16 protein-coding genes are annotated in these 19,392 nt (G+C 72.8%); 2 read left to right on the top strand and 14 right to left on the bottom strand.

The genetic code is table 11. The features are described 5' to 3' along the window. Nucleotides 1-2: 2 nt before the first annotated feature. The 7 genes from B0I32_RS05030 to B0I32_RS05000 all read right to left on the bottom strand — a co-directional run bounded on the left by B0I32_RS05030 (nt 3) and on the right by B0I32_RS05000 (nt 10,391). Nucleotides 3-1,388, bottom strand: a complete 1,386-nt coding sequence (locus B0I32_RS05030; protein ID WP_106235367.1) for a hypothetical protein — start codon at nt 1,386-1,388, stop codon at nt 3-5. A 173-nt stretch (nt 1,389-1,561) separates the two neighbouring features. Beyond that, entirely contained in the window at nt 1,562-2,326 is a 765-nt protein-coding gene (locus tag B0I32_RS05025; RefSeq protein ID WP_181307021.1) for an endonuclease/exonuclease/phosphatase family protein, read from the bottom strand. Between the two features lie 57 nt (nt 2,327-2,383). After that, complete coding sequence (locus B0I32_RS05020) at nt 2,384-3,055, bottom strand: HNH endonuclease family protein (protein WP_245955590.1); 672 nt, start codon at nt 3,053-3,055, stop codon at nt 2,384-2,386. Nucleotides 3,056-3,116: 61 nt separating this feature from the next. Beyond that, nucleotides 3,117-6,503 carry a 2Fe-2S iron-sulfur cluster-binding protein gene (locus B0I32_RS05015; RefSeq protein ID WP_106235361.1) on the bottom strand — a complete coding sequence of 1,129 codons (3,387 nt, stop codon included), beginning with the start codon at nt 6,501-6,503 and terminating at the stop codon, nt 3,117-3,119. Next, nucleotides 6,500-6,742, bottom strand: a complete 243-nt coding sequence (locus B0I32_RS05010; protein ID WP_106235359.1) for a sarcosine oxidase subunit delta — start codon at nt 6,740-6,742, stop codon at nt 6,500-6,502. Before B0I32_RS05010 ends, B0I32_RS05015 begins: the two co-directional genes overlap by 4 nt. Further along, nucleotides 6,742-7,944, bottom strand: coding sequence for a sarcosine oxidase subunit beta family protein (locus B0I32_RS05005; protein ID WP_106235357.1), 1,203 nt, complete (start codon nt 7,942-7,944; stop codon nt 6,742-6,744). Before B0I32_RS05005 ends, B0I32_RS05010 begins: the two co-directional genes overlap by 1 nt. Further along, nucleotides 7,941-10,391: a GcvT family protein gene (locus B0I32_RS05000; RefSeq protein ID WP_106235355.1), complete on the bottom strand. Its 2,451-nt coding sequence runs from the start codon at nt 10,389-10,391 to the stop codon at nt 7,941-7,943. Before B0I32_RS05000 ends, B0I32_RS05005 begins: the two co-directional genes overlap by 4 nt. 150 nt (nt 10,392-10,541) lie before the next feature. Between B0I32_RS05000 and B0I32_RS04995 the strand changes: the two genes are divergently transcribed. Next, nucleotides 10,542-11,525, top strand: a complete 984-nt coding sequence (locus B0I32_RS04995) for a helix-turn-helix transcriptional regulator (protein ID WP_106235353.1) — start codon at nt 10,542-10,544, stop codon at nt 11,523-11,525. A gap of 59 nt (nt 11,526-11,584) precedes the next feature. On the opposite strand, the gene B0I32_RS04990 is transcribed toward B0I32_RS04995, so the two are convergent. The 6 genes from B0I32_RS04990 to B0I32_RS04965 form a co-directional block, all read right to left on the bottom strand. Continuing rightward, nucleotides 11,585-12,343, bottom strand: coding sequence for an SDR family NAD(P)-dependent oxidoreductase (locus tag B0I32_RS04990; protein ID WP_106235352.1), 759 nt, complete (start codon nt 12,341-12,343; stop codon nt 11,585-11,587). Between the two features lie 112 nt (nt 12,344-12,455). After that, entirely contained in the window at nt 12,456-14,732 is a 2,277-nt protein-coding gene (locus B0I32_RS04985) for a hypothetical protein (protein WP_106235350.1), read from the bottom strand. Between the two features lie 19 nt (nt 14,733-14,751). Beyond that, the gene (locus B0I32_RS04980; protein WP_245955589.1) at nt 14,752-15,507 is read right to left on the bottom strand and encodes an SCO6745 family protein; all 756 of its coding nucleotides are present in this window, start codon (nt 15,505-15,507) and stop codon (nt 14,752-14,754) included. A gap of 48 nt (nt 15,508-15,555) precedes the next feature. Further along, complete coding sequence (gene dapF / locus B0I32_RS04975) at nt 15,556-16,368, bottom strand: diaminopimelate epimerase (protein WP_106235348.1); 813 nt, start codon at nt 16,366-16,368, stop codon at nt 15,556-15,558. Nucleotide 16,369: 1 nt separating this feature from the next. After that, nucleotides 16,370-17,263, bottom strand: coding sequence for a tRNA (adenosine(37)-N6)-dimethylallyltransferase MiaA (miaA, locus tag B0I32_RS04970; protein WP_106235346.1), 894 nt, complete (start codon nt 17,261-17,263; stop codon nt 16,370-16,372). A 13-nt stretch (nt 17,264-17,276) separates the two neighbouring features. After that, a complete protein-coding gene (locus B0I32_RS04965; RefSeq protein WP_219911656.1) occupies nt 17,277-17,804 on the bottom strand; it encodes a methylated-DNA--[protein]-cysteine S-methyltransferase in 528 nt (175 codons plus the stop codon). On the opposite strand from B0I32_RS04965, the gene B0I32_RS04960 reads away from it, so the two are divergent. Then, on the top strand, nt 17,803-18,720 hold the full coding sequence (locus B0I32_RS04960) for a ribonuclease Z (RefSeq protein ID WP_106235342.1): 918 nt from the start codon (nt 17,803-17,805) through the stop codon (nt 18,718-18,720). The genes B0I32_RS04965 and B0I32_RS04960 overlap by 2 nt on opposite strands. On the opposite strand, the gene B0I32_RS04955 is transcribed toward B0I32_RS04960, so the two are convergent. Continuing rightward, nucleotides 18,693-19,346, bottom strand: coding sequence for a class III extradiol ring-cleavage dioxygenase family protein (locus B0I32_RS04955; RefSeq protein ID WP_106235340.1), 654 nt, complete (start codon nt 19,344-19,346; stop codon nt 18,693-18,695). The two genes, B0I32_RS04960 and B0I32_RS04955, sit on opposite strands and share 28 nt — an antisense overlap. Between the last annotated feature and the right edge of the window lie 46 nt (nt 19,347-19,392).

The raw sequence follows: 19,392 nt of genomic DNA, 5'->3' as shown, positions 1-19,392 counted from the left end.
CCTCACCAGCTCTGTGCCGCGGCGGCCGGTCGCCCGACGGCGGGGGCCGCGGTGTCGGAGGAGCCGGCCGAGCACTGGTTCAGCAGGAAGATCCCGCCCGCCACCAGGACCGCCCAGAAGGCGAGCTTGAGCCCGGTGCGGCGGCGCCGGGGAGCCGCCACGGCCGCGTACCCGCCCCGGTCGGTGCCGAGGTCGCGGCGCAGCTTGTCGATCATCGCCTCGCCCGGCGTGCCGGCCGCCTGCTGCCGCAGCTCCAGCAGGAACCTGTCGGCCACGGCCGGCCCGTAGCCGGCCTTCAGGGACTCGGCCTCGTACGTGATCCGGTTGAAGGTGTCCACGAGCTCGGTCACCTGCTGCTCGTTCAGCTCGATGGCGTCCTTGGTGAAGGAGTCGGAGCTCAGGTCGAGAGCCGTGGTCAGCCATTTGCGCGCCGTCGCCTCCGACGCGGGCCCGGTGTGCTCCATCAGGATCATGGCGCAGTTGTTGAGCAGGATCGCGGTGTCGTTGTGCACGCCGGCGGTGCGGCGGTGCCGGTCGCGGGGCACCACGATGTCCAGCCGGCGCAGCTCGGGCAGCACATCCGTGTAGACCGTCGCAGCCGCCAGCGCGGTGTCGCCCTCCTGCAGCCGGTCGTTCGCCGTCGCCAGGCCCGTGCGCGCCGCCTCGTAGCGCGGTGCGGCCACCGTCTCCAACTGGTCGTCGATCGCGACCGACGGCGCCGGCCAGCGGCGGGCCAGACTCGCGAGGCGCGCCTGGTCCCGCTGGTTCCGGCCGGCCAGGTCGGTGATCGGCCGCAGCAGCGCGGTCGCGAACTCCTGGCGCAGCCCGTCCACGGCGGACTCGTCGAGCTGCCGGTCGTCCAGCGCGGCGACCCGGTGGCGGACGTGGTCCCAGAACGCGGCCCGGCGCAGCACGGCCTGCCAGGACTCGGCGGCCGACTCCCACAGCCTCTTCAGCTCGGGATCGATCGGCCCGGGGTCGTCGGCCTCCCGGTCGAGCGCGGCGCAGTGGGCGCGTACCGCCTCGTCGTGGTCGGCGTGCAGGGACTTGACGCACGCGCAGGTGGCGTCGTCGGTGTCCCAGAGCCAGAACAGCTCGTCGACCAGCCTTCTGCGGGGGTCGTCGAGCAGCCGGTCGAAGGCGGCGCGCACCTCGCCGGGCCCGACGGGCAGCGCGTGACCGAGGTCGAGGTCCGCGCCCACCTGGAGCGCGGTGCCGACGCGCTGCCTGCGCTCCCGTACGGCGCGCCGGTTCGCGTACGTGGAGACTCCGGTGATCCGGAACGCGTTGCGCCGGTAGAGGTCCGCCCCGGCGACGTCACGCAGTGCCGCCACCGTCGCGTCGCCGGCTCCTTGTGCCGCCCAGCCCGCCTCGCCTGCCCCGAACATGACCTGCCCATCCCGATTCGAAGGACCGCCTGCCCCGAGCCTGGCGCAGGCCCGCGTCAGGCTCCATGACAGGCGGATGAAATCCAGATGGGCGCCGCTTCGCAGCGGCATCACCACACCACGGCAGGCCGGAATCAGCGGGGCGTCATCGGCGGGACGTCGGCGGGACGGGGTCAGCGGACCATCCTCATGACCAGCGGGCGGTGGTCGGACAGGGTGGACGGCAGCACGGACCCGCTGGTCGTCGTGATCCCCCGGGTGTAGACGTAGTCGATGCGGGCGTCGCCGTGGGTGGGCTTGTTGGCGTACCTGGCGCCGGTGTCCGTCCAACCGGCGCTCACGAACCGCTTGGACAGCGCGTCGCCGGGCGGCGCGTTGAAGTCGCCGGTGAGGATCACGCCGGTCCTGGTGCCGAAGTAGGCCAGCACCTTGGCGGCCTGGGCCTCGCGGCGGCTGACCGAGGTCGCCGACAGGCCGGGCGACAGATGCGTGGTGAACACCCTGACCTGCGCGCCGCCGCCGAGGTCGAGCTTGACGCCGGCCATGGAGCGGTTGACGGGGCAGGTGGCGAAGTTCGACAGCGGCAGCGTCACCCGTTCGGCGATCCGGTACGACGACAGGATCGCGTTGCCCGCCTTGCCCGGTTGCGGATCGTCACAGGGCCCGACGTCGTCGCCCGCGCCGAAGTGGGCGTTGGCCGTGATGTCCCAGCCGAGCGCGTCGGCCAGTTCGCGGACCTGGTCGGCGCCGGGCCGACGGTGGATCTCCTGGAGCGTGACGACGTTCGCCCCGCTGTCCTTGACCACCTTGGCGATGGCCTTCATGTCGGCGTCCTCGCCGTGGATGTTCCAGTCGAGGACGACGACGTTGACGGCCCTGGCCTGAGCGCTCTGGACGGTCGGGAGGGCGGTGGCGATGAGGACTAACGCGACGGTCACCTGGCTACGCTGAGTCACTCGCATATTTCGTGATCTTACGTAGCCTTTCTCGTGAAGTCAGCAGCTGTCCAGGATGCCCTTCATGGCGTCCTTCTCCGCCGAGGTCACCCACAGCTTGTACTTCGCCTTCACGTCGATCTGCTTGGCGATGTAGGTGCACCGGTAGGCCTTGCGCGGCGGCAGCCAGGTGGCGGCGTCGGAGTCGCTCTTCTGCCCGTTCAGCGGGCCGTCCACGGCCATGAGGTTGATCGGGTCGTTGGCGAACTCCTTGCGCTTGGCGTCCGTCCACTGCTGCGCGCCCTTCTGCCAGGCGTCCGACAGCGGGATCAGGTGGTCGATCTGGACGGCCGTGCTGGTGCTCTGGCCGCGCTTGAACTTGATCGTCTTGCCGCTGTACGGGTCGTCGAGCGTGCCGGTGAGCACGATGCAGTCGTGAGTGCCCGACTTGAACGTCTCGTCCTCCAGGTCGCGCTTGAGGATGTCGTTACGGGTGTCGCAGCCGTTGTGATCGACGTCGGACCAGGCCGGGCCGAACTCGTCGCGGTCGAAGCCCGTCTTGGGCGCGCGGCCCTTGACGTCCAGCCTGGCCAGCTTGTCGCGGGCGTCGGCGATCGCGGCCGAGTCCGTCTTCGAGCTCTTGCCGCCTCCCGACGACTGCGCTTCCAGCCCGCCGCAACCGGCCAGCATCGCCACTGTGGCCAGACCGGCCATGAACGCCCGAACTCGCACGCCCGCTCCCCAGACTTCGGTCAACTATTCCCTAAAGTCTAGGTAATGCCCGATTAAAGAGTTATAACGCGCTAATAGCGTCTAGCAGCCACTGCGCGAGATATCGGGTGAAGGACGACCTGACGTAGACGCGGTAGTCGCCGGGGCCGCGCCGCTCCAGGACGACCGACGTCTTGCCGAGCAGGGTCTGGGCGTGGCCGGGGAGCGTCTCCAGGTCGATGGGGCACCCGGTGATCAGGACGTCCTCCGCCTGGGGGCCGGTCAGCTCCAGGATCGTGCGCTGGCCCGAGACGTCCACCCAGCCATCACGAGGCACGATATCTCCGGACACCAGCCACCAGGACGGGCCCAGCCGCAGCCCCACGCCCGGATCCTGCCCGCGTACCTCCCACATCGGCTCGAACGGCACCTCCCGCACGCTCAGGGCGGGCCCGCTCACGGCCTCGAACCGCGCGGCGAACCCGGCCGCCGGGCTTTCGGCCCGCGCCTCCCGCACCCGCGCCGGACGGCCGTCGGACTGCCGCCCGCGAGCTTCCTCGGAAAAGTGCCCGAGGGATCGCCCGCCCGCCGCTGGACCGCCGTCGTCAGGCAAGGGCTCGCCGTCGCGGCGGGCGTTGTCCGGGTCGTAGAAGACGGGCTCCACGACGGTCACCGGCTGCGTCACTCCCCCGGACACGGCGGTGAGCCGGTCTCCCGGCCCGACGCCCCTGGCCAGCGCCAGCCCGAACGTCCGTCCCAGCGCCGCGCTGTGATAGGCGGAGGTCACGTGGCCGAGCATGGGCACCGGGCCCTCCACCGGGCCCTCCACCCCGCCCTCTGCTGGGCCCTCCACCCGGTCCCCTGCTGGGCCCTCCACCCGGTCCTCCGCTGGGCCCTCCGTCGGCCGCCCGGCCGCGACGAGTTGCGCGCCCTCCTCCAGCCGGGCCCCCGGATCGTCGGGCAGCAGGCCGATCAGGCGCTTGCGGTCCTCGCGCGCGGTGTCAGGGCGGAGGTGCGAGCGCCGGCCGACGAACTCCGGCTTGCGCCGGGAGACGATCCACGCCATGCCGAGGTCCTGCGGGGTGACGGTGCCGTCGGTCTCCTGCCCGACGATCGCGAACCCCTTCTCCGCCCGCAGCACGTGCATGGTCTCGGTCCCGTACGGCACCGCCCCGGCCGCCAGCACCGCCTCCCACAGCGCCCGCCCGTACGCCCAGGGCACGTTCACCTCGTACGCCAGCTCGCCCGAGAAGCTGATCCTGAACACCCGCCCCGGCACGCCGAGCACGTCCGTGGCCGCGTACCGCATGAACGGCAGCTCCACCGCCTCCGGCGCGACAGCCGCGATGACCCGCCTGGCGTGCGGCCCCGCCACGGCCACGGTCGCCCAGTGGTCGGTGACCGACGTGAACGACACGTCCATGCCCGGCCACTCGGTCTGGTGCCACTCCTCCAGCCAGTCGAGCACGGCGGCGGCGTTGCCCGTGGTCGTGGTCATGAGGTAGTGGTCCTCGGCCAGCCGGGTCGTGGTGCCGTCGTCGAACACCATCCCGTCGGCCCCGCACATCAGCCCGTAGCGGCAGGCGCCGACGGCGAGGGTGGAGTACAGGTTCGTGTAGATCAGGTCGAGGAACGCGCCCGCGTCCGCGCCCCTGATGTCGATCTTGCCGAGGGTGGAGGCGTCCATCGCGGCCACGGCGGTGCGGGCGGCGTGGCACTCGCGCCGCACGGCGGCCTCCATCGGCTCGCCGTCCTGCGGGAAGTACCACGGGCGCTTCCACTGGCCGACGTCCTCGAACACCGCGCCCCTGGCGACATGCGCGTCGTGCATCGCGGTCGTCCTGACCGGGTCGGACAGCTCGCCCCGGTCACGCCCGGCCAGGGTGGCGAAGGACACCGGCGTGTACGGCGGCCGGAAGGTCGTGGTGCCGACCTGGCCGGGAGCCGCGCCGAGAAGGGCCGACATGACGCCGACGACGACCGCGCCCGACGTCTTGCCCTGGTCGGCGCCGGTGCCCGCGGTGGTGTAACGCTTGACGTGCTCCACCGAGCGCATCCCGGCGCCGGTCGCCCTGGCGAGGTCGGCCACGGTGACGTCCCGGTGCAGATCCGCGAAGGCGGGCTCGTCCGAGCTCCCCTCGACCACCCACAACGCGGCCGGCCGGCCAAGCGGCCGCTCATCACACTCCGGCACCCGCAACCCGCCCGCACCGGGCTCCGCCGCGCGAGGCTGCACCGCGCCGGGATCCGCCACCTCACGGTCCGCCGGGTCGGAGCTCGCCGCACCCGTGCCCGCCACACCCGTGCCCGCCGCGCCGTCGCCTGCCGCGCCCGTGCGGGATCGCGTAGCCTCGGCGGCCTCGGTGCCGGCCGCGTAGCCGTCCGCGATGGCCTCGCGGGTGCCGTAGCGGCCCGCGCACGCCCCCGCCGACCGTTCCGCCTGCGCCGACGTGCCGGGGACGAACGCCTGGAGGTCCTCGTCGAACCTGACCCGGCCCTGCGACTGGCTGAACAGGTGCACGGCGGGGTTCCAGCCGCCGGCCACCGCCAGCAGGTCCGCCTCGAGGTGCCGCGCGCCCACCTGGACGCCGTTCAGCACCCCTTCCGCGTCGCCCGTCGTGCCGGTGACCACCTGCCCGTCCACACGGGGATCGACGATCTCCGCGATCTCCACGCCGGCCGCCACCAGGTCCCGCGCCGCCTCGTGGCCGGAGTCCGTGCACGCGAACACCACCGCCCGCCGCCAGGGCGCCACCCCGTACCGGTTGGCGTAGGCGCGGGCGGCCGAGGCCAGCATGACGCCGGGCCGGTCGTTGCCGGGGAAGGCGAGCGAGCGCTCGTGCGCACCGGTCGCCAGCACCACCCGCCGCGCCCTGACGTGCCACAGCCGCTCGCCGCGCGCCCGCCGCTCGACGGCCACCACGTAGTTGTGGTCGTAGTAGCCGATGGCGGTCGTCCTGGTCAGCACCCGGCCCGGCAGGTCGAGCGCGTCCACCCAGTCCGTCGCGGGCCGGCCGTCCAGCAGCGTCCTGGAGTTCAGCAGGTCGCCGCCCAGCCGGGGCTGGTCGTCCATGAGGATCACCCGCGCGCCGGCCATCCCGGCCGCCGTGGCGGCGGCCAGCCCGGCGGGCCCGCCGCCGACCACGAGCACGTCGCAGTGCAGGTAACCCTTGTCGCAGCGACGACCGTCCCCGGCATCGGAAGCGGCGCTGACGTCCACCCGCCCCTTGCCGCGCAGGCTCCACGCCTCCAGCCCGTCGTACAGCTCCACGGTCGTGGCCGCCAGCATCGGATCGGCGCCCACCCGGACCAGCGCGTTCGGCTCCTCGGGTCCGGCGGTGAAGACGCCGCGCGGCCGGCCCAGCTCGACGCTGCGGCCGACGATCCGGACCCCGCCCCGCAGGAGCGCGGCGGCCAGCGTGTCACCCGGCTCGCCCTCCATGGGGCGGCCGTCGAAGGTGAACCTCATCGCGCCTTCCTCACCTCGTGAGTGACGGTGTGCCGCTCGACGTCGAACCAGGTCCGGCAGCCGTGCGCGTGGAACCACCGCTCGCGGAACCAGCCCTTGGGGTTGTCGCGCAGGAAGACGAAGGCGGCCCACTCCTCGTCGGTGGTCTCGCCGAGCGGGTAGGGGATGCCGGCCTGGCCGCCGTAGTGGTACTCGTTCTCGTCGCGGGGCCCGCAGTGGGGGCAGTCGATGAGCAGCATCAGTGCGCCACCGCCGCCGCGCCGTGCTCGTCGATGAGCGCCCCCGTGGTGAACCGGTCCAGCCCGAACGGCTCGGCCAGCGGATGGGGTCGTTCCCCGGCGATCGTGTGGGCGTACACCCAGCCCGCGCCCGGGGTGGCCTTGAAGCCGCCGGTGCCCCAGCCGGCGTTGACGTACAGGTTCTCGACGGGGGTGGGGCCGATGATCGGCGAGGCGTCCGGGGAGACGTCCACGATGCCGGCCCAGGTGCGCAGCACGCGTACCCGGCCGAACAGCGGGAACAGCTCCAGCGCCGCCGCCATCTGCGCCTCGATCACGTGCACGCCGCCGCGCTGCCCGTAGGAGTTGTACGCGTCGATGCCCGCCCCCATGACCAGCTCCCCCTTGTGCGCCTGGCTGACGTAGACGTGCACCGCGTTCGACATGACCACACAGTCGAGCACCGGCTCCAGCAGCTCCGACACCAGCGCCTGGAGCGGGTGCGACTGCAGCGGCAGCCGGACGCCGGCCAGCGCGGCGAGCACCGAGGTGTGCCCGGCCGCCGCGAGCGCGACCTTGCCGGCGGCGATCGGGCCGCGCGAGGTCCGCACGCCGGTCACCCGGCCGCCGCTCAGCTCGAACCCGGTGACCTCGCATCCCTGGATGAGGTCGATCCCGTACGCGTCCGCCTTGCGGGCCAGCGCCCAGGCGACGTGGTCGTGCTTGGCGATGCCCCCGCGCCGCTGCAGGGTGGCCCCCATGACCGGGTAGCGGGCGCTGCCGGAGACGTTGATGATCGGGCAGAACTTCCTGACCTCGTCGGCGTCCAGCCACTCGGCGTCCACGCCATTGAGCCGGTTGGCGTTCACCCTGCGCCTGCCCTCGCGCACGTCGCCGAGGCTGTGGGCCAGGTTGAGCACCCCTCGCTGGCTGAACTGCAGGTCGTAGTCCAGCTCCGCGCTCAACCCCTCCCACAGTTTCAGCGAGTGCTCGTAGATCGCGGCGCTCTCGTCCCACAGGTAGTTGGAGCGGATGATCGTGGTGTTGCGGGCCATGTTCCCGCCGGCCAGCCAGCCGCGCTCCAGGACGGCGACGTTCGTGATGCCGTGGTTCCTGGCCAGGTAGTAGGCGGTGGCCAGGCCGTGCCCGCCGCCGCCCACGATCACCACGTCGTAGGCGGGCTTCGGGTCGGGGTTGCGCCAGAGGAAGTCGGGGTGGGTCAACGCCTGATCTTCTCCATCCCGGGGTCGTACAGCGGCTCGGCGGCGACCACCGCGGGCACGCGGCGGCCGAAGTAGGAGATGTCCACGTGGGTCCCCGGCTCGGTCAGGTCGATCGGCAGCCAGGCGTAGGCGATGGGGCGCTGGACGGTGTGCCCGTAGGCGGCGCTGGTGACGTGGCCGACCGTGCGTCCGGCATGCTTCACCGGCTCCTTGCCCAGGACGACCTCGGTGCAGAGCAGCGGCACCAGCTTGCGGCTCACGTCCTTGGTGAGGGCGTCGCGGCCGACGAAGTCCTTGTCGTCCTTGACCGCGAAGGCCAGCCCCGCCTCGTACGGGTTGTGCTCGGTCGTCATGTCGACGCCCCAGAGCCGGTATCCCTTCTCCAGCCGCAGGCTGTTGAACGCGGCCCGGCCGGCGGCGACGGCCAGCCCCGGCGCCCACAGCGTGTCCCAGAGCTTGAGCCCCATGTCGGCCGTGGTGTAGAGCTCCCAGCCCAGCTCGCCCACGTACGAGACGCGCAGCGCGAGCACTGGCACCTGCCCGACATATCCGGACTTGCAGCCGAAGTAGCGGAAGCCCTTGTGCGACAGGTCCATGTCGGTCAGGCCCTGCACCAGCTCCCTGGCCCGCGGCCCCCACACGCCGACGCAGCAGGTGCCGGGCGTCAGGTCGCGCACCCGCACGCCGCCCGGCGCGTGCCCGGACAGCCAGTCGAGGTCGAGGTTGCCGTTCGCGCCGACCTGGAACGTGTCCTCGTCCAGCCGGGCCACGGTGAGGTCGGACCGGATGCCGCCCTTGACGTCCAGCAGCAGCGTGTAGGTGACGGAGCCGGGCTTCTTGTCCACGTTGTTGGTGGTCATCCGCTGCAGGAACGCCGCCGCGCCCGGCCCGCTCACCTCAAGCCGCTTGAGCGGGGTCATGTCGTAGAGCGCGACGGACTCCCTGGTGGCGTACGACTCGGCCGCGGCGATCGGCGACCAGTAACGGCTCGCCCACTCGTCTCGCTGCGCCGCCCCCAGCACCGGCTCGACGGCCGCGCTCCGCGACTCCTCCGGCACCTCGGCGTACTCCTCCCGGCGCCGGCGGACCAGGTCCTCCAGCAGCGGCACGTTCGCCTCGAACCAGTGCGGCCGCTCCCACCCCGCCCCCTCCAGGAAGAAGGCGCCGAGCTCCTGCTGCCGCGGATGGAACGGGCTGGTCCGCAGCGGCCGGGGCGACTCCATCGGCTGCAGCGGATGGATGATGTCGTAGACCTCGACGAAGTTCTGCCTGCCGCGCTCCTCGACGAACGCGGGCGAGAGCTGGGCCTGCTCGAACCGGTTGAGCTCGCACTCGTGCAGGTCGATCCGGGAGTGCCCGTCCACCAGCACCTCGGCCAGCGCCCGCGCCACCCCGGCCGAGTGCGTCACCCAGACCGCCTCGGCCAGCCAGAACCCGTCGAGGTGCGGCGCCTCGCCGATCAGCGGGAAGCCGTCGGGGGTGAAGGAGAAGATCCCGTTGATGCCGTCCTCGTACTTGGACTCGGCCAGCACGGGCAGCAGCTCGACCGCGTCGCGCCAGGCGGGGTCGAAGTCCTCCTCGGTGAACGCCTGCACCGACGGCATCGTGGTGGACCTGGGGCCGATCTCGTCCTGGGTGACCGGCATGGGGCGGTGGGCGTAGGAGCCGATGCCGATGCGGTCGCCGTGCCGGCGGAAGTACAGGTCGCGGTCCTGGTGCCGCAGGATCGGGCCCTCCTCGCCCAGTTTCAGCGGGCCCGACTTGGCGTACTGGTGGGCCAGGGGCAGCAGCGGCACGCTCAGTCCGGCCATCTTCCCGATCGAGGGGCCCCAGAAGCCGGCCGCGCACACCACCACGTCGGCCGGGATCGTACGGTACTCGCCACCGCTCGCCACCGCGACCCCGGTGACCCGGCCGCCGCGCTGCTCGACGCCGACCACGGTGTGCCCGGGCAGGAACCTGGCCCCGCGTTCCATGGCCCGTTCCGCCTGCGTCTGCCCGCACGCGACCGCCGCCGCGAGCCCGTCGCCCGGCACGTGGAACCCGCCGAGCACCTTGCCGGGGTCGAGCGACGGCCACAGCTCCAGGCACTCGGCGGTGTCGAGCAGGCGCGCCTCGACGCCCCACGACTCGGCCCAGCCGTGCTTGCGGTGCAGGTCGTGCCGGCGTTCCGGGGTGGTGGCCACCTCCAGGCCGCCGACCTGGCGGAAGCAGTGCTCGCCCAGTTCGGTGTACTTGCGCACGGTGTAGGCGGCGAACTCGGTCATGGTCTTCGACGGGTTGGTCTGGAAGACCAGGCCGGGCGCGTGGGAGCTGGAGCCGCCGGCGGCGAAGAGGGGGCCCTGTTCGAGCACGGTGACGTCGGTCCACCCCCGCTCAGTGAGCTCGTCGGCGAGAGCGCAGCCGACGATGCCCGCCCCCACGATCACCAGACGGGGCCGACTCATGACGCCTCCGGTTGTTCCTTAATGCGCAACATGTCCCGGACTACGCAACGAACATAGATCCCAGCGTCCTCCCGAACAAGGGCCCCTTCACCGCCGGGGACGACCCCCATACTCTTTATTCGGATCATGGCAGGTCAGGAAAGAGGTGACATGGCGCAGCGGCGCTTACTCGAAGGGCTCGGCGTCACCGTCGCCGAGGAGAACTCGTACCGGGCCCTGCTCAGGCACGGGCCCGCCACGCTGAGCGAGCTCGCCGCCGAGACCGGCACCTCCGCCGCCGCCATCCGCCGGATGCTGCCCCGGCTCGAAGACCTCGGGCTGATCTCCCGGGTCGCCGGACGGCCGCTGCGGCTGGTCGCCACTCCCCCGAACGTCGCCATCGACATCCTCGTCGCGCGCCGCCAGGAGGAGCTCACCCACAGCCGTGCCGCCGCCGCGCTGCTGGCCACCGAGGTCGCAGACCGCGGCGGGCCGCACCCCGAGGAGGTGCTGGAGGTGGTCAGCGGGCGCGACGCCGTGGCCAGGCGCTACCTCCAGCTCGAACGCAACGCCACGCGGGAGATGCTGGTGCTGGTGCATCCGCCGTACGCGGTGGACGTCAGCGACGACAGGGAGAACCGCCGCCGCGCGGCCCGCCAGGGCGCGCCCACCCGCGGCATCTACAGCCCGCTGGCCTTCGAGCACCCCGGCATGCTGGCCCACACCCGCCGCGCCATCGCCGACGGCGAGCAGGCCAGACTCGGGCAGGTGCCCGTCAAGCTGGCCATCGCCGACGCGCGCACCGCCATCCTGCCGCTGGTCTCCGACGAGGACCGGGCCGTGGAGAGCGCGCTCGTGGTGCACCCGTCGGCGCTGCTCGACGCCCTGGTGGGGCTGTTCGAGACGCTGTGGCGGGCCGCCGTGCCGCTGCGCCTGTCGGCCGAGACCCTCGAACCGGAGGCGTGGCCGCAGGCGTCCGACGCCGAGGTGCTGACCCTGCTGGCCGCCGGCATGAAGGACGACGCCATCGCCAGGCAGCTCGGGCTGAGCCCGCGCACGGTCCAGCGCCGCGTCCAGGTGCTGTGCGAACGCCTGGGCGCCAGGACCCGCTTCCACGCCGGCTTCCTGGCCGCCCAGCACGACCTGCTCGACTGAGCGATCAGCCTCCCGCCGCCCGCCACGAGCGGCGCTCCCGCGGTCCGCCATGGGCCGGGCTAGGTGATCAGGATCCCGCCGTCCACCGCCAGCGTCACCCCGGTGATGTACGAGGCCGCGTCACCGGCCAGGAACACCGCGGCCGCCACCAGCTCGGCCGGATCCCCCGGCCGCCCCATGACCACCCGCTGCTCCGTCATCCGCTCCAGGTAGCCGGGCGGGTACTGCTCGGTCATCTCCGAGGCGAAGAAGCCCGGCTCCAGGCAGTTGACCCGGATGCCGCGCCGCCCCGTCCACTGCTGGGCCAGGTCGCGGGTGAGCCCGTTGACCGCCGCCTTCGAGGCGCTGTAGGCGGCCTGCGGCAGCCCGGCGGTGGTCTCGCCCAGCACGCTGCCGATGTTGACGATCGACGAGCCGGGCCGCATGACCCGCGCGCACGCCTGCGCCATCCAGTAGGTGCCGTGCAGGTTGACGTCGACGACCTGGCGGAACTCCTCGGGCGTCTCGCGCAGCGCGGGCACGGCCGTACCGACGCCGGCGTTGTTGATCAGCACGTCGACCCGGCCCAGGCCCTCGACGGCCGCGGCCACCAGCCGGTCGCAGTCTTCCGGCCGGGCCACGTCGGTCTGGACGGCCAGGCACGCGCGGCCGGTCTCCTCGACCAGCTTGCGCGTCTCCTCCAGCCGCTCCGCCCGCCGGGCGCCGATCACCACGTCGGCGCCCGCCTCCGCCAGACCCCGGGCGAAGGCCACGCCGAGGCCGGAGGAGGCCCCGGTGACGATCGCCACCTTGCCGTCGAGCCGGAAGCGCTCCAGCACGTCACACCTCGCCTCTCGGAACGAAACCCCGCCCCGGCGGGCGATCGTCCGACGAGGCCGGTGACCCGGCCGTCGCCGCACGAACCCCCGGCCGGCCCGGCGGCAGCGGATGTTACAGGCCGTATTCCTTGACGATGCGCTCGTGCCGCTCGACCTCGACGTCGATCTCGCGGGCCAGGTCGAGCCAGGCCAGCGGATGCACCCACCGCTCGGTGGCGTCGTCGAGCAGCGCGTCGACCTCGTTGGGCGACACGTCGGGCGGCACCGCGACCCAGCCGAAGACGCCCGGCAGCGACTCACTGCTGGTCGGGTGGGTGACGGTGTAGTTTTCGTCGCTGTAGACCCACATCGGCCAGCCGCGCTCGGCCATGACCTCGGTGAACTCGGCCCAGTCCTCCTCGCTCGGCGCGGCGCCGTCGAAGAAGTAGCTGGTGTAGCCGCCGGGCCGCAGGATGCGCACCGCGCCGAACGGCGGCACGAAGTTCTGCTGCTCCTCCGGGTCGTCGGGGACGGGCTCCAGCAGCTGCGGGTCGAACACGACCAGGTCGCCCGCGTTGTAGTCCATGCCGCGCGGCTGCGGCAGGGCCAGCCTGGCGGTGGCGGGGCCGGTGCGGATGGACAGCACCTGGCGCTGGCCGCCGTCGGGGGCGGGCAGGATGAGCCTGATGAGGCCCATCTCCTCCTCAATCGGCCCCTCCTTGGACTTGACCGGCATGCCGATCTTGGCCGCGCCCTTGCGCACGGTCTCCCAGTCCTCGGCCGAGGTGGCCATGACGATCATGCGCCAGACGTCCTCCTCGGCCAGCTCGTCGAGCACCTCCAGCAGCACCTCGGCGGCCCTGGCGTTCTGGTCGAGCTGCTGGGCCGCGCCGGACAGCAGGCGGCGGGCGTCGAGCCCGGCCCCGGCCGCGAGGGCGTGCTCGCCTGCCTCGACCGTCTCCTGCCAGCGCTCGCGGGCGCTGTGCAGCCGGGCCAGCGCGAGGTATTGCGCCGCGTGGGGCAGCAGCCCGGCCATCTGCTCCAGCCGCTCGTCCTGGCGGGCCTCGATGAGCAGCGTGGTCAGGTAGGCCACGTCCTCGGGGTCGGCGGTGGAGATGTCGCCGGTGTCGACGAGCAGCTTCCAGTAGATGTCGGCGCCGGTGGCGGGGTAGCCGAGGAAGCCCAGCGTGGTGGTGTGGCGGCGGGTCGCCTCGATGTCCTCGCCGGACAGCGGCGCGAGCCAGCCCACCCACTTCTCCGGGTCGGCGTTGAAGCCGTCGGCGGCGTCGAACAGGCCGACCCGCTCGGCCGGCGGACCCGGCGGCGTGGGCTCGGTGGCGGCCTCGGCGGCGGTCCGCAGCGCGGCGATCCGCTCGGCCAGGTCGCCGGTCTCGCGCAGCTCGGCGGTGCCGGACTCGGCCACGTCGGCCAGCAGCCTGGCCTGCCAGACGCCCTGCCTGGCGATGGCCAGCTCGCCCGCGACCAGGGCCAGATCGACCCGGGCGCGGTAGCCGCCCATCATGCCGAAGTAGTCGGTCCACTGGCGCAGGACGCGGCCGAGCTGCCAGGTGTTGGTGATCTGCGCGGAGCTCGCCAGCTTGTTGACGGCGTGGGCCCACTCGACCCACACGCGCGGGTGGTCGCCCACCACGTCGAGGTCGGGCAGGGCGTCGACGGCCTCGGCGGTGCGGCCGAGGGTGGCCAGGATGAGCGCCCGGCGCACGCCGTCGCGGTGCTCCTTGGCCACCGGGTCGTCGGCCTGGAACCCGGCCGCGGCCTGGAGCGCGGTCAGCGCGTCCTCCGCGCGGCCGGCGGCCAGCAGCGCGCGGGCGCTCTCCGCGCCCAGCTCCCAGCTGGCCTCGCGCCCGGCCGTCCCCAGCCGCTCGACGGCGGACTCGGCGTAGGTGACGGCCTCGCCCGGCTTGCCCGCGTCGACCAGCGCGGCGACGTACTGGGTGATCAGGCCGGTGAAGCCGGGCCGCTCGGGGCTCATGCCCTCGAGCGCGGCGGCCAGCGTCTCCAGGCGCTGGGACGCGTAACCGGGGCCGTCGGTGTTGGCCCACACGATGGCCAGCGCCTCGACGGCGGCCGGGGTGGCGGGGCAGTCACGCACGTCTTCGCGCTGGGCGAACGCGAGCAGCTGCTCCACGTCGGCCAGGGCCACCGCCCCCTGGGCCCGGTCGCCGATCCGGCCGACCAGGTGCCAGTAGCGGGCGTAGAACTCGAGCCAGGGCAGCTCCAGGGTCTCGGCCTGCTGCGCGATGGCCGGGGCCATCACGTCGAGCTGCGGATATCGGCCCTCATAGGCCTGTGCGGGGAGGTCTCCCAGCGCCATGGCGAGGCCAACGTTGCCCGCCTCGGAAAGCTGCTGCTGGGTATCGCCGACCCAGGCCCAGATGTCCACGTCCATGGGGAGTCAGTCTGCCAGGTCAACGAGCGTCCCCAAAACGCAGAAGCTCGATCAGCTCGTCCGATTCGCCGTCGGTGAGGACCGAAAACGCGGGCGCCATGAGTTCGTCCGTCTTCTCCTCGACGGCGGCGCGGCGGGCGAGCAGTTCCGGGCCGGGCGTGGCGTACGGCTCCGGCCACTCGAAGAACCTGGCGATCGCCTCGCCGGCCGACTTCCCGAGCGGGGCGCCGCGGTGGTCGGCGGCCAGGGTGGCGTCCAGCGGGTGCAGCCCTGCCGCGATCACGGCGTTGGCGTGCAGACCGCCGCGCAGCTCGCGTACGACGTGCATGAGCTGGGCGGCCCTGGCCGGCGGGTCACCGGGCAGCGGGACGGCCCGCCACCCCGCGAACAGCGGCGCGCCCACGGACGAGGCCCGCTCGACGACCGGCTGCAGCAGCTCGGCGATCCTGGCACAGCCGTCGTAACCGCCCAGGTTGCGCCGGCCCCACGCCTGGCACGCCTGCGCGTAGAGCTCGACGGCGTGCTCGGCCGCGAGCTTGCGGCCGCCGTTCCAGTTCGGCTCGACGTGCTGGGAGGGGAAGAAGACGGCGACCGAGGTGACGACGTCGGCCTCGCACTCGCCGAGGACGCCGCAGCGGCCCCTGAAGTAGAGCTCACGCGGGGCGAGGCCGTGCTCCTCGCAGAGCGCCTTGGCCTCTCTGGAGATCATGAAACCGCCGCCGAGCCGGCCGATCGGCGTCTTGACCTCTGCCGCGGTGGTGCGTGGGTCAGCCATGTCCACCCCTCAGTCCGTGAAGTGAACCCAGCATCCCCTACCAGAACATCATTCTGCAAGCATGAGTTCGCCGCTGGCGACGATGGCCGCGGGACCGGACAGATAACTGGTCTCCTCGTCGAGGGTCACCGTCAGCGTGCCGCCCAGCACCTCGATCGTCCACGTGCCGGTCGTGTCGCCCGACAGGTTGGCCGCGGCCACGGCGGTGGCCACCGCGCCGGTGCCGCAGGAGCGGGTCTCGCCGGAGCCGCGCTCGAAGACGCGCATGACCGCGCGGCTGGTGCCGACCGGGTTGAACAGCTCGATGTTGACCCCGGCGGGGAAGACGCCGGTGTCGAAGCCCGGCTGGTGGGTGAGGTCGAGCTGGACGACGGGGTCGCCGATGGCGCAGGCCAGGTGGGGGTTGCCCATGTCGACGCGGAGCCCGGTGTATTCCTGGCCGCCCACGGAGGCCACGCTCTCGCCGGAGACCACGGGCTTGCCCATGTCGACCGTGATGTCGCCGTTCGGCTCGACGCGGATCCGCCGCAGGCCGCCCCGCGTCGCGATCTCGAACTCCTGGGCGCTCACGGCGCCGGTGTCGATCAGGTAGCGGGCGAACACCCGCACGCCGTTGCCGCACATCTCCGCCATGCTGCCGTCGGCGTTGCGGTAGTCCATGAACCACTCGGCGGCCGCGGCCTGGTCGGCGACCTCGTCGCTCTGCTTCGTGCGCATCACCCGGAGCACCCCGTCGGCGCCGAGGCCGGCTCTCCTGTCGCAGATCCTGGCGACGAGTGTGGCCGACACGTCGACCACCCCGTCGGGATCAGGCAGGATGACGAAATCGTTCTCGGTGCCGTGCCCCTTGAGAAAGCGCATGCTAAGAGTTTATTAGCGCCAGAGATCGCTCAAGGATGCCGGGGGCGTCGTACGGCAGCCAGCGCACCCGCGGGTCCCTGCGGAACCACGACTCCTGCCGCCGGGCGAAGCGCCTGGTCAGCCTGACCGTCTCGGTCATCGCCTGCTCCTCGCTCCACTCGCCGGTGAGAAAGCGGATGACCTGCGCGTAACCCAGCGCCCGCCCGGCCGTGCGCCCCTCGGCCAGCCCCTGGCCGAGCAGCGCCCGCACCTCGTCGACCAGCCCCGCCTGCCACATCCGGGCGACCCTGAGCTCGATCCGCTCGTCCAGCACCGGCCTGGGCACCTCCAGCCCGATCTGCACACTCGGGTAGACGGCGTCGTAGGACGGCATGGTGGCCGAGAACGGGCGGCCGGACAGCTCGATCACCTCCAGCGCGCGCACGATGCGCCGGCCGTTGCTGGCCAGGATGGCCGCCGCGGCGGCCGGGTCACGCTCGCGCAGGCGCTCGTAGAGGGGGGCGGGGCCGCGCTCGGCCAGCTCCTCCTCCAGCCTCGCCCTGATCTCCGGGTCCGTGCCGGGGAACTCCAGCTCGTCGATGGCGGCGCGTACGTACAGGCCGCTTCCGCCGACCAGCACCGGCACCTCGACGGCGTCGAAGACGGCCCTGGCCAGCTTCTGGTATTCGGCCACGCTGGCCGTGACCGTCACGTCCCAGATGTCCAGCAGATGGTGCGGGACCCCCCGCCGCTCGGCCTCGGTGAGCTTGGCCGTGCCGATGTCCATGCCCCGGTAGAGCTGCATGGAGTCGGCGTTGACGCACTCGCCGCCCAGCCGGAGGGCGAGGTCGACGGCGAGATCGGACTTTCCTGCGGCCGTGGGACCCACGACGGCGATGACTGGCTGCTGGCGCACGGCGACAAGTCTGCTAGAGATCGAGCAGCGTCGGCTGCAGATAACCCTCGTGGGTCAGCAGCCACCGCTTGGTCTCCACGCCCTCACCGCCGCTGAAGCCGCCCAGCCCGTTGCCCGCCGCGACGACCCGGTGGCAGGGCACCACGATGGGGATCGGGTTGGAGCCCATGATCGAGCCGATGCCGCGGGCGGGCACGCTGGAGCCGCTGAGCGTGGCCAGCTCGCCGTAGGTGACGGCGCTCCCGTACGGGATCCCGTGCAGGGCGCGCAGCACCCGCAGCCGCGAGCCGGACATCAGCCGCCAGTCGATCGGCGTCTCGAACCGCTTCAGCTCACCGGCGAAATAAGCATTCAGCTCGGCGACGGCGAAGGCCGTACGATCCGCATCATGAACCTCAGCCAGGTCGAGCCGGCCGGCCACCAGGGCGCGGGAGCCCCAGCCCGACGCGACGAGCCCGGTCTCGGTGACGGCCAGCACGAATGGCCCCACCGGCGTCTCCACCTCGGCGAAGGCGACCGTCTCCTCGTTGGCGGTCATCATGTCCTCACGTGAGCTCGTGGTGCTGGGCACGTCCAGCGCCGTTCCTACCCGACACCGTAACCACAACGGCTACCTGCTGCGCTGGGACGGCCAGGGCTTCCTGTTCGATCCGGGCGAGGGCACGCAGCGGCAGATGGTGCACGCCGGCCTGAGCGCCAACGACGTCCACTGGCTCTGCGTGACCCACTTCCACGGCGACCACTGCCTGGGCGTCCCCGGCGTCGTCCAGCGCATCGCACGCGACAAAGTACGCCATCCGGTGCGCGCCGTCTTCCCCGCCTCCGGCCAGACCTACTGGCGCCGGCTCCGCCACGCCGCCGCGTTCGCCGACACCCCGGTCATCGCCGAACATCCGCTCACCGGCGACCTCTCCGGCGTCGGCCCGCTCATCGCGCGCCGCCTGTCCCACCCCGTCGAGTCGTACGGCTACCGCGTCCAGGAGCCGCCCGGCCGCCGCATGCTGCCCGACAAGCTGGCCGCCCACGGCATCCGCGGCCCCGACATCGGCGAGCTCCAGCGCACCGGCTCCGTGCGCGGCGTCACGCTGGCCGAGTGCAGCGTCCCCAAGCCGGGGCAGAGCGTGGCGTTCATCATGGACACCCGGCTCTGCGACGCGGTCTTCGAGCTGGCCTACGGGGTCGACCTGCTGGTGATCGAGTCCACGTTCCTGTCGGCGGAGAGCGCGCTGGCCAAGGAGTACGGGCACCTGACGGCGTTCGAGGCCGGGGTGGTGGCGGCGGACGCGGGGGCGCGCAGGCTGGTGCTCACGCACTTCTCCGAACGGTACGGCTTCGACGACGAGCCCCGCTTCGTCGCGGAGGTGCGGCGCAACTTCGACGGCGAGGTGGTGACGGCCCGCGACCTGATGCGGATCCCGGTGCCGAAGCGTCAGGCCGTCCACGTCCCGACGAGATAGCCGACCCCGTACGGGGCCGTCGCCATCAGCAGCCGGCCCGCGAACTCCCGCCCGTCCGCCGCGCCAGCCAGCACCTGGAAGGCGGCCCGGCCGCTCACCCACAGCCTGTCGGCCTCCTCAGGATCGAGGGCGGCCAAGGGTGCGGGGCCGCCTCCGTCGATGGCCTGGGCGATGCGGTCGTTGCAGGGGCCGGCCGCCTCGTCGTACCTGCCCGGGGCCTTCGGGCTCAGGCAGGCCGAGCCGTCGGCCATGACCAGCAGCGCCACCCTGCCCGCGCGCTCGGCCAGTCGCGCGCCGAGCTTCGCGCAGTCCTCGCCCGGGGCGTCCCAGGCCACCGACTGGAAGGAGTCGGGGGCGTGCTCCCCCAGCAGCAGGCGGGCGACGGTCAGCGACAGCGGCAGCACCGGCTCGCCCCGGCCCGCCGCGAGGTCCGGGCCCCAGGGGCGCAGGCTGCCCGCGGCGTCGCCGTCGTACGCGCCGGTGGCCGGCGCGCCGCCCACCACGATCAGCGCGTCGGGCCGCGCGTCGCGCAGTGTGGCGATCGCGGTGTGGCAGGCGGAGCGGAGGTCGGGCATCCCCAGGACGACCAGCGGGGTGAGCGGGCACACGGCCGCGGCGACAAGCACGAGCGCAAGCGTACGTCCGCCCCCTCTGCCGCCCGGCACGGCCCCT

It is taken from the genome of Nonomuraea fuscirosea, assembly GCF_003001935.1.
Lineage (GTDB): Bacteria > Actinomycetota > Actinomycetes > Streptosporangiales > Streptosporangiaceae > Nonomuraea > Nonomuraea fuscirosea.
Note: the sequence above shows the minus strand (reverse complement) of the source record. Positions and strands in the feature narration are given on the sequence as shown.

Coding starts and splice junctions, on each gene's coding strand:
- B0I32_RS05030 (WP_106235367.1), bottom strand. CDS start 1,388: ATGTTCGGGGCAGGCGAGGCGGGCTGGGCGGCACAAGGAGCCGGCGAC.
- B0I32_RS05015 (WP_106235361.1), bottom strand. CDS start 6,503: ATGAGGTTCACCTTCGACGGCCGCCCCATGGAGGGCGAGCCGGGTGAC.
- B0I32_RS05010 (WP_106235359.1), bottom strand. CDS start 6,742: ATGCTGCTCATCGACTGCCCCCACTGCGGGCCCCGCGACGAGAACGAG.
- B0I32_RS05000 (WP_106235355.1), bottom strand. CDS start 10,391: ATGAGTCGGCCCCGTCTGGTGATCGTGGGGGCGGGCATCGTCGGCTGC.
- B0I32_RS04995 (WP_106235353.1), top strand. CDS start 10,542: ATGGCGCAGCGGCGCTTACTCGAAGGGCTCGGCGTCACCGTCGCCGAG.
- B0I32_RS04985 (WP_106235350.1), bottom strand. CDS start 14,732: ATGGACGTGGACATCTGGGCCTGGGTCGGCGATACCCAGCAGCAGCTT.
- B0I32_RS04980 (WP_245955589.1), bottom strand. CDS start 15,507: ATGGCTGACCCACGCACCACCGCGGCAGAGGTCAAGACGCCGATCGGC.
- dapF (WP_106235348.1), bottom strand. CDS start 16,368: ATGCGCTTTCTCAAGGGGCACGGCACCGAGAACGATTTCGTCATCCTG.
- B0I32_RS04960 (WP_106235342.1), top strand. CDS start 17,803: ATGTCCTCACGTGAGCTCGTGGTGCTGGGCACGTCCAGCGCCGTTCCT.
- B0I32_RS04965 (WP_219911656.1), bottom strand. CDS start 17,804: ATGATGACCGCCAACGAGGAGACGGTCGCCTTCGCCGAGGTGGAGACG.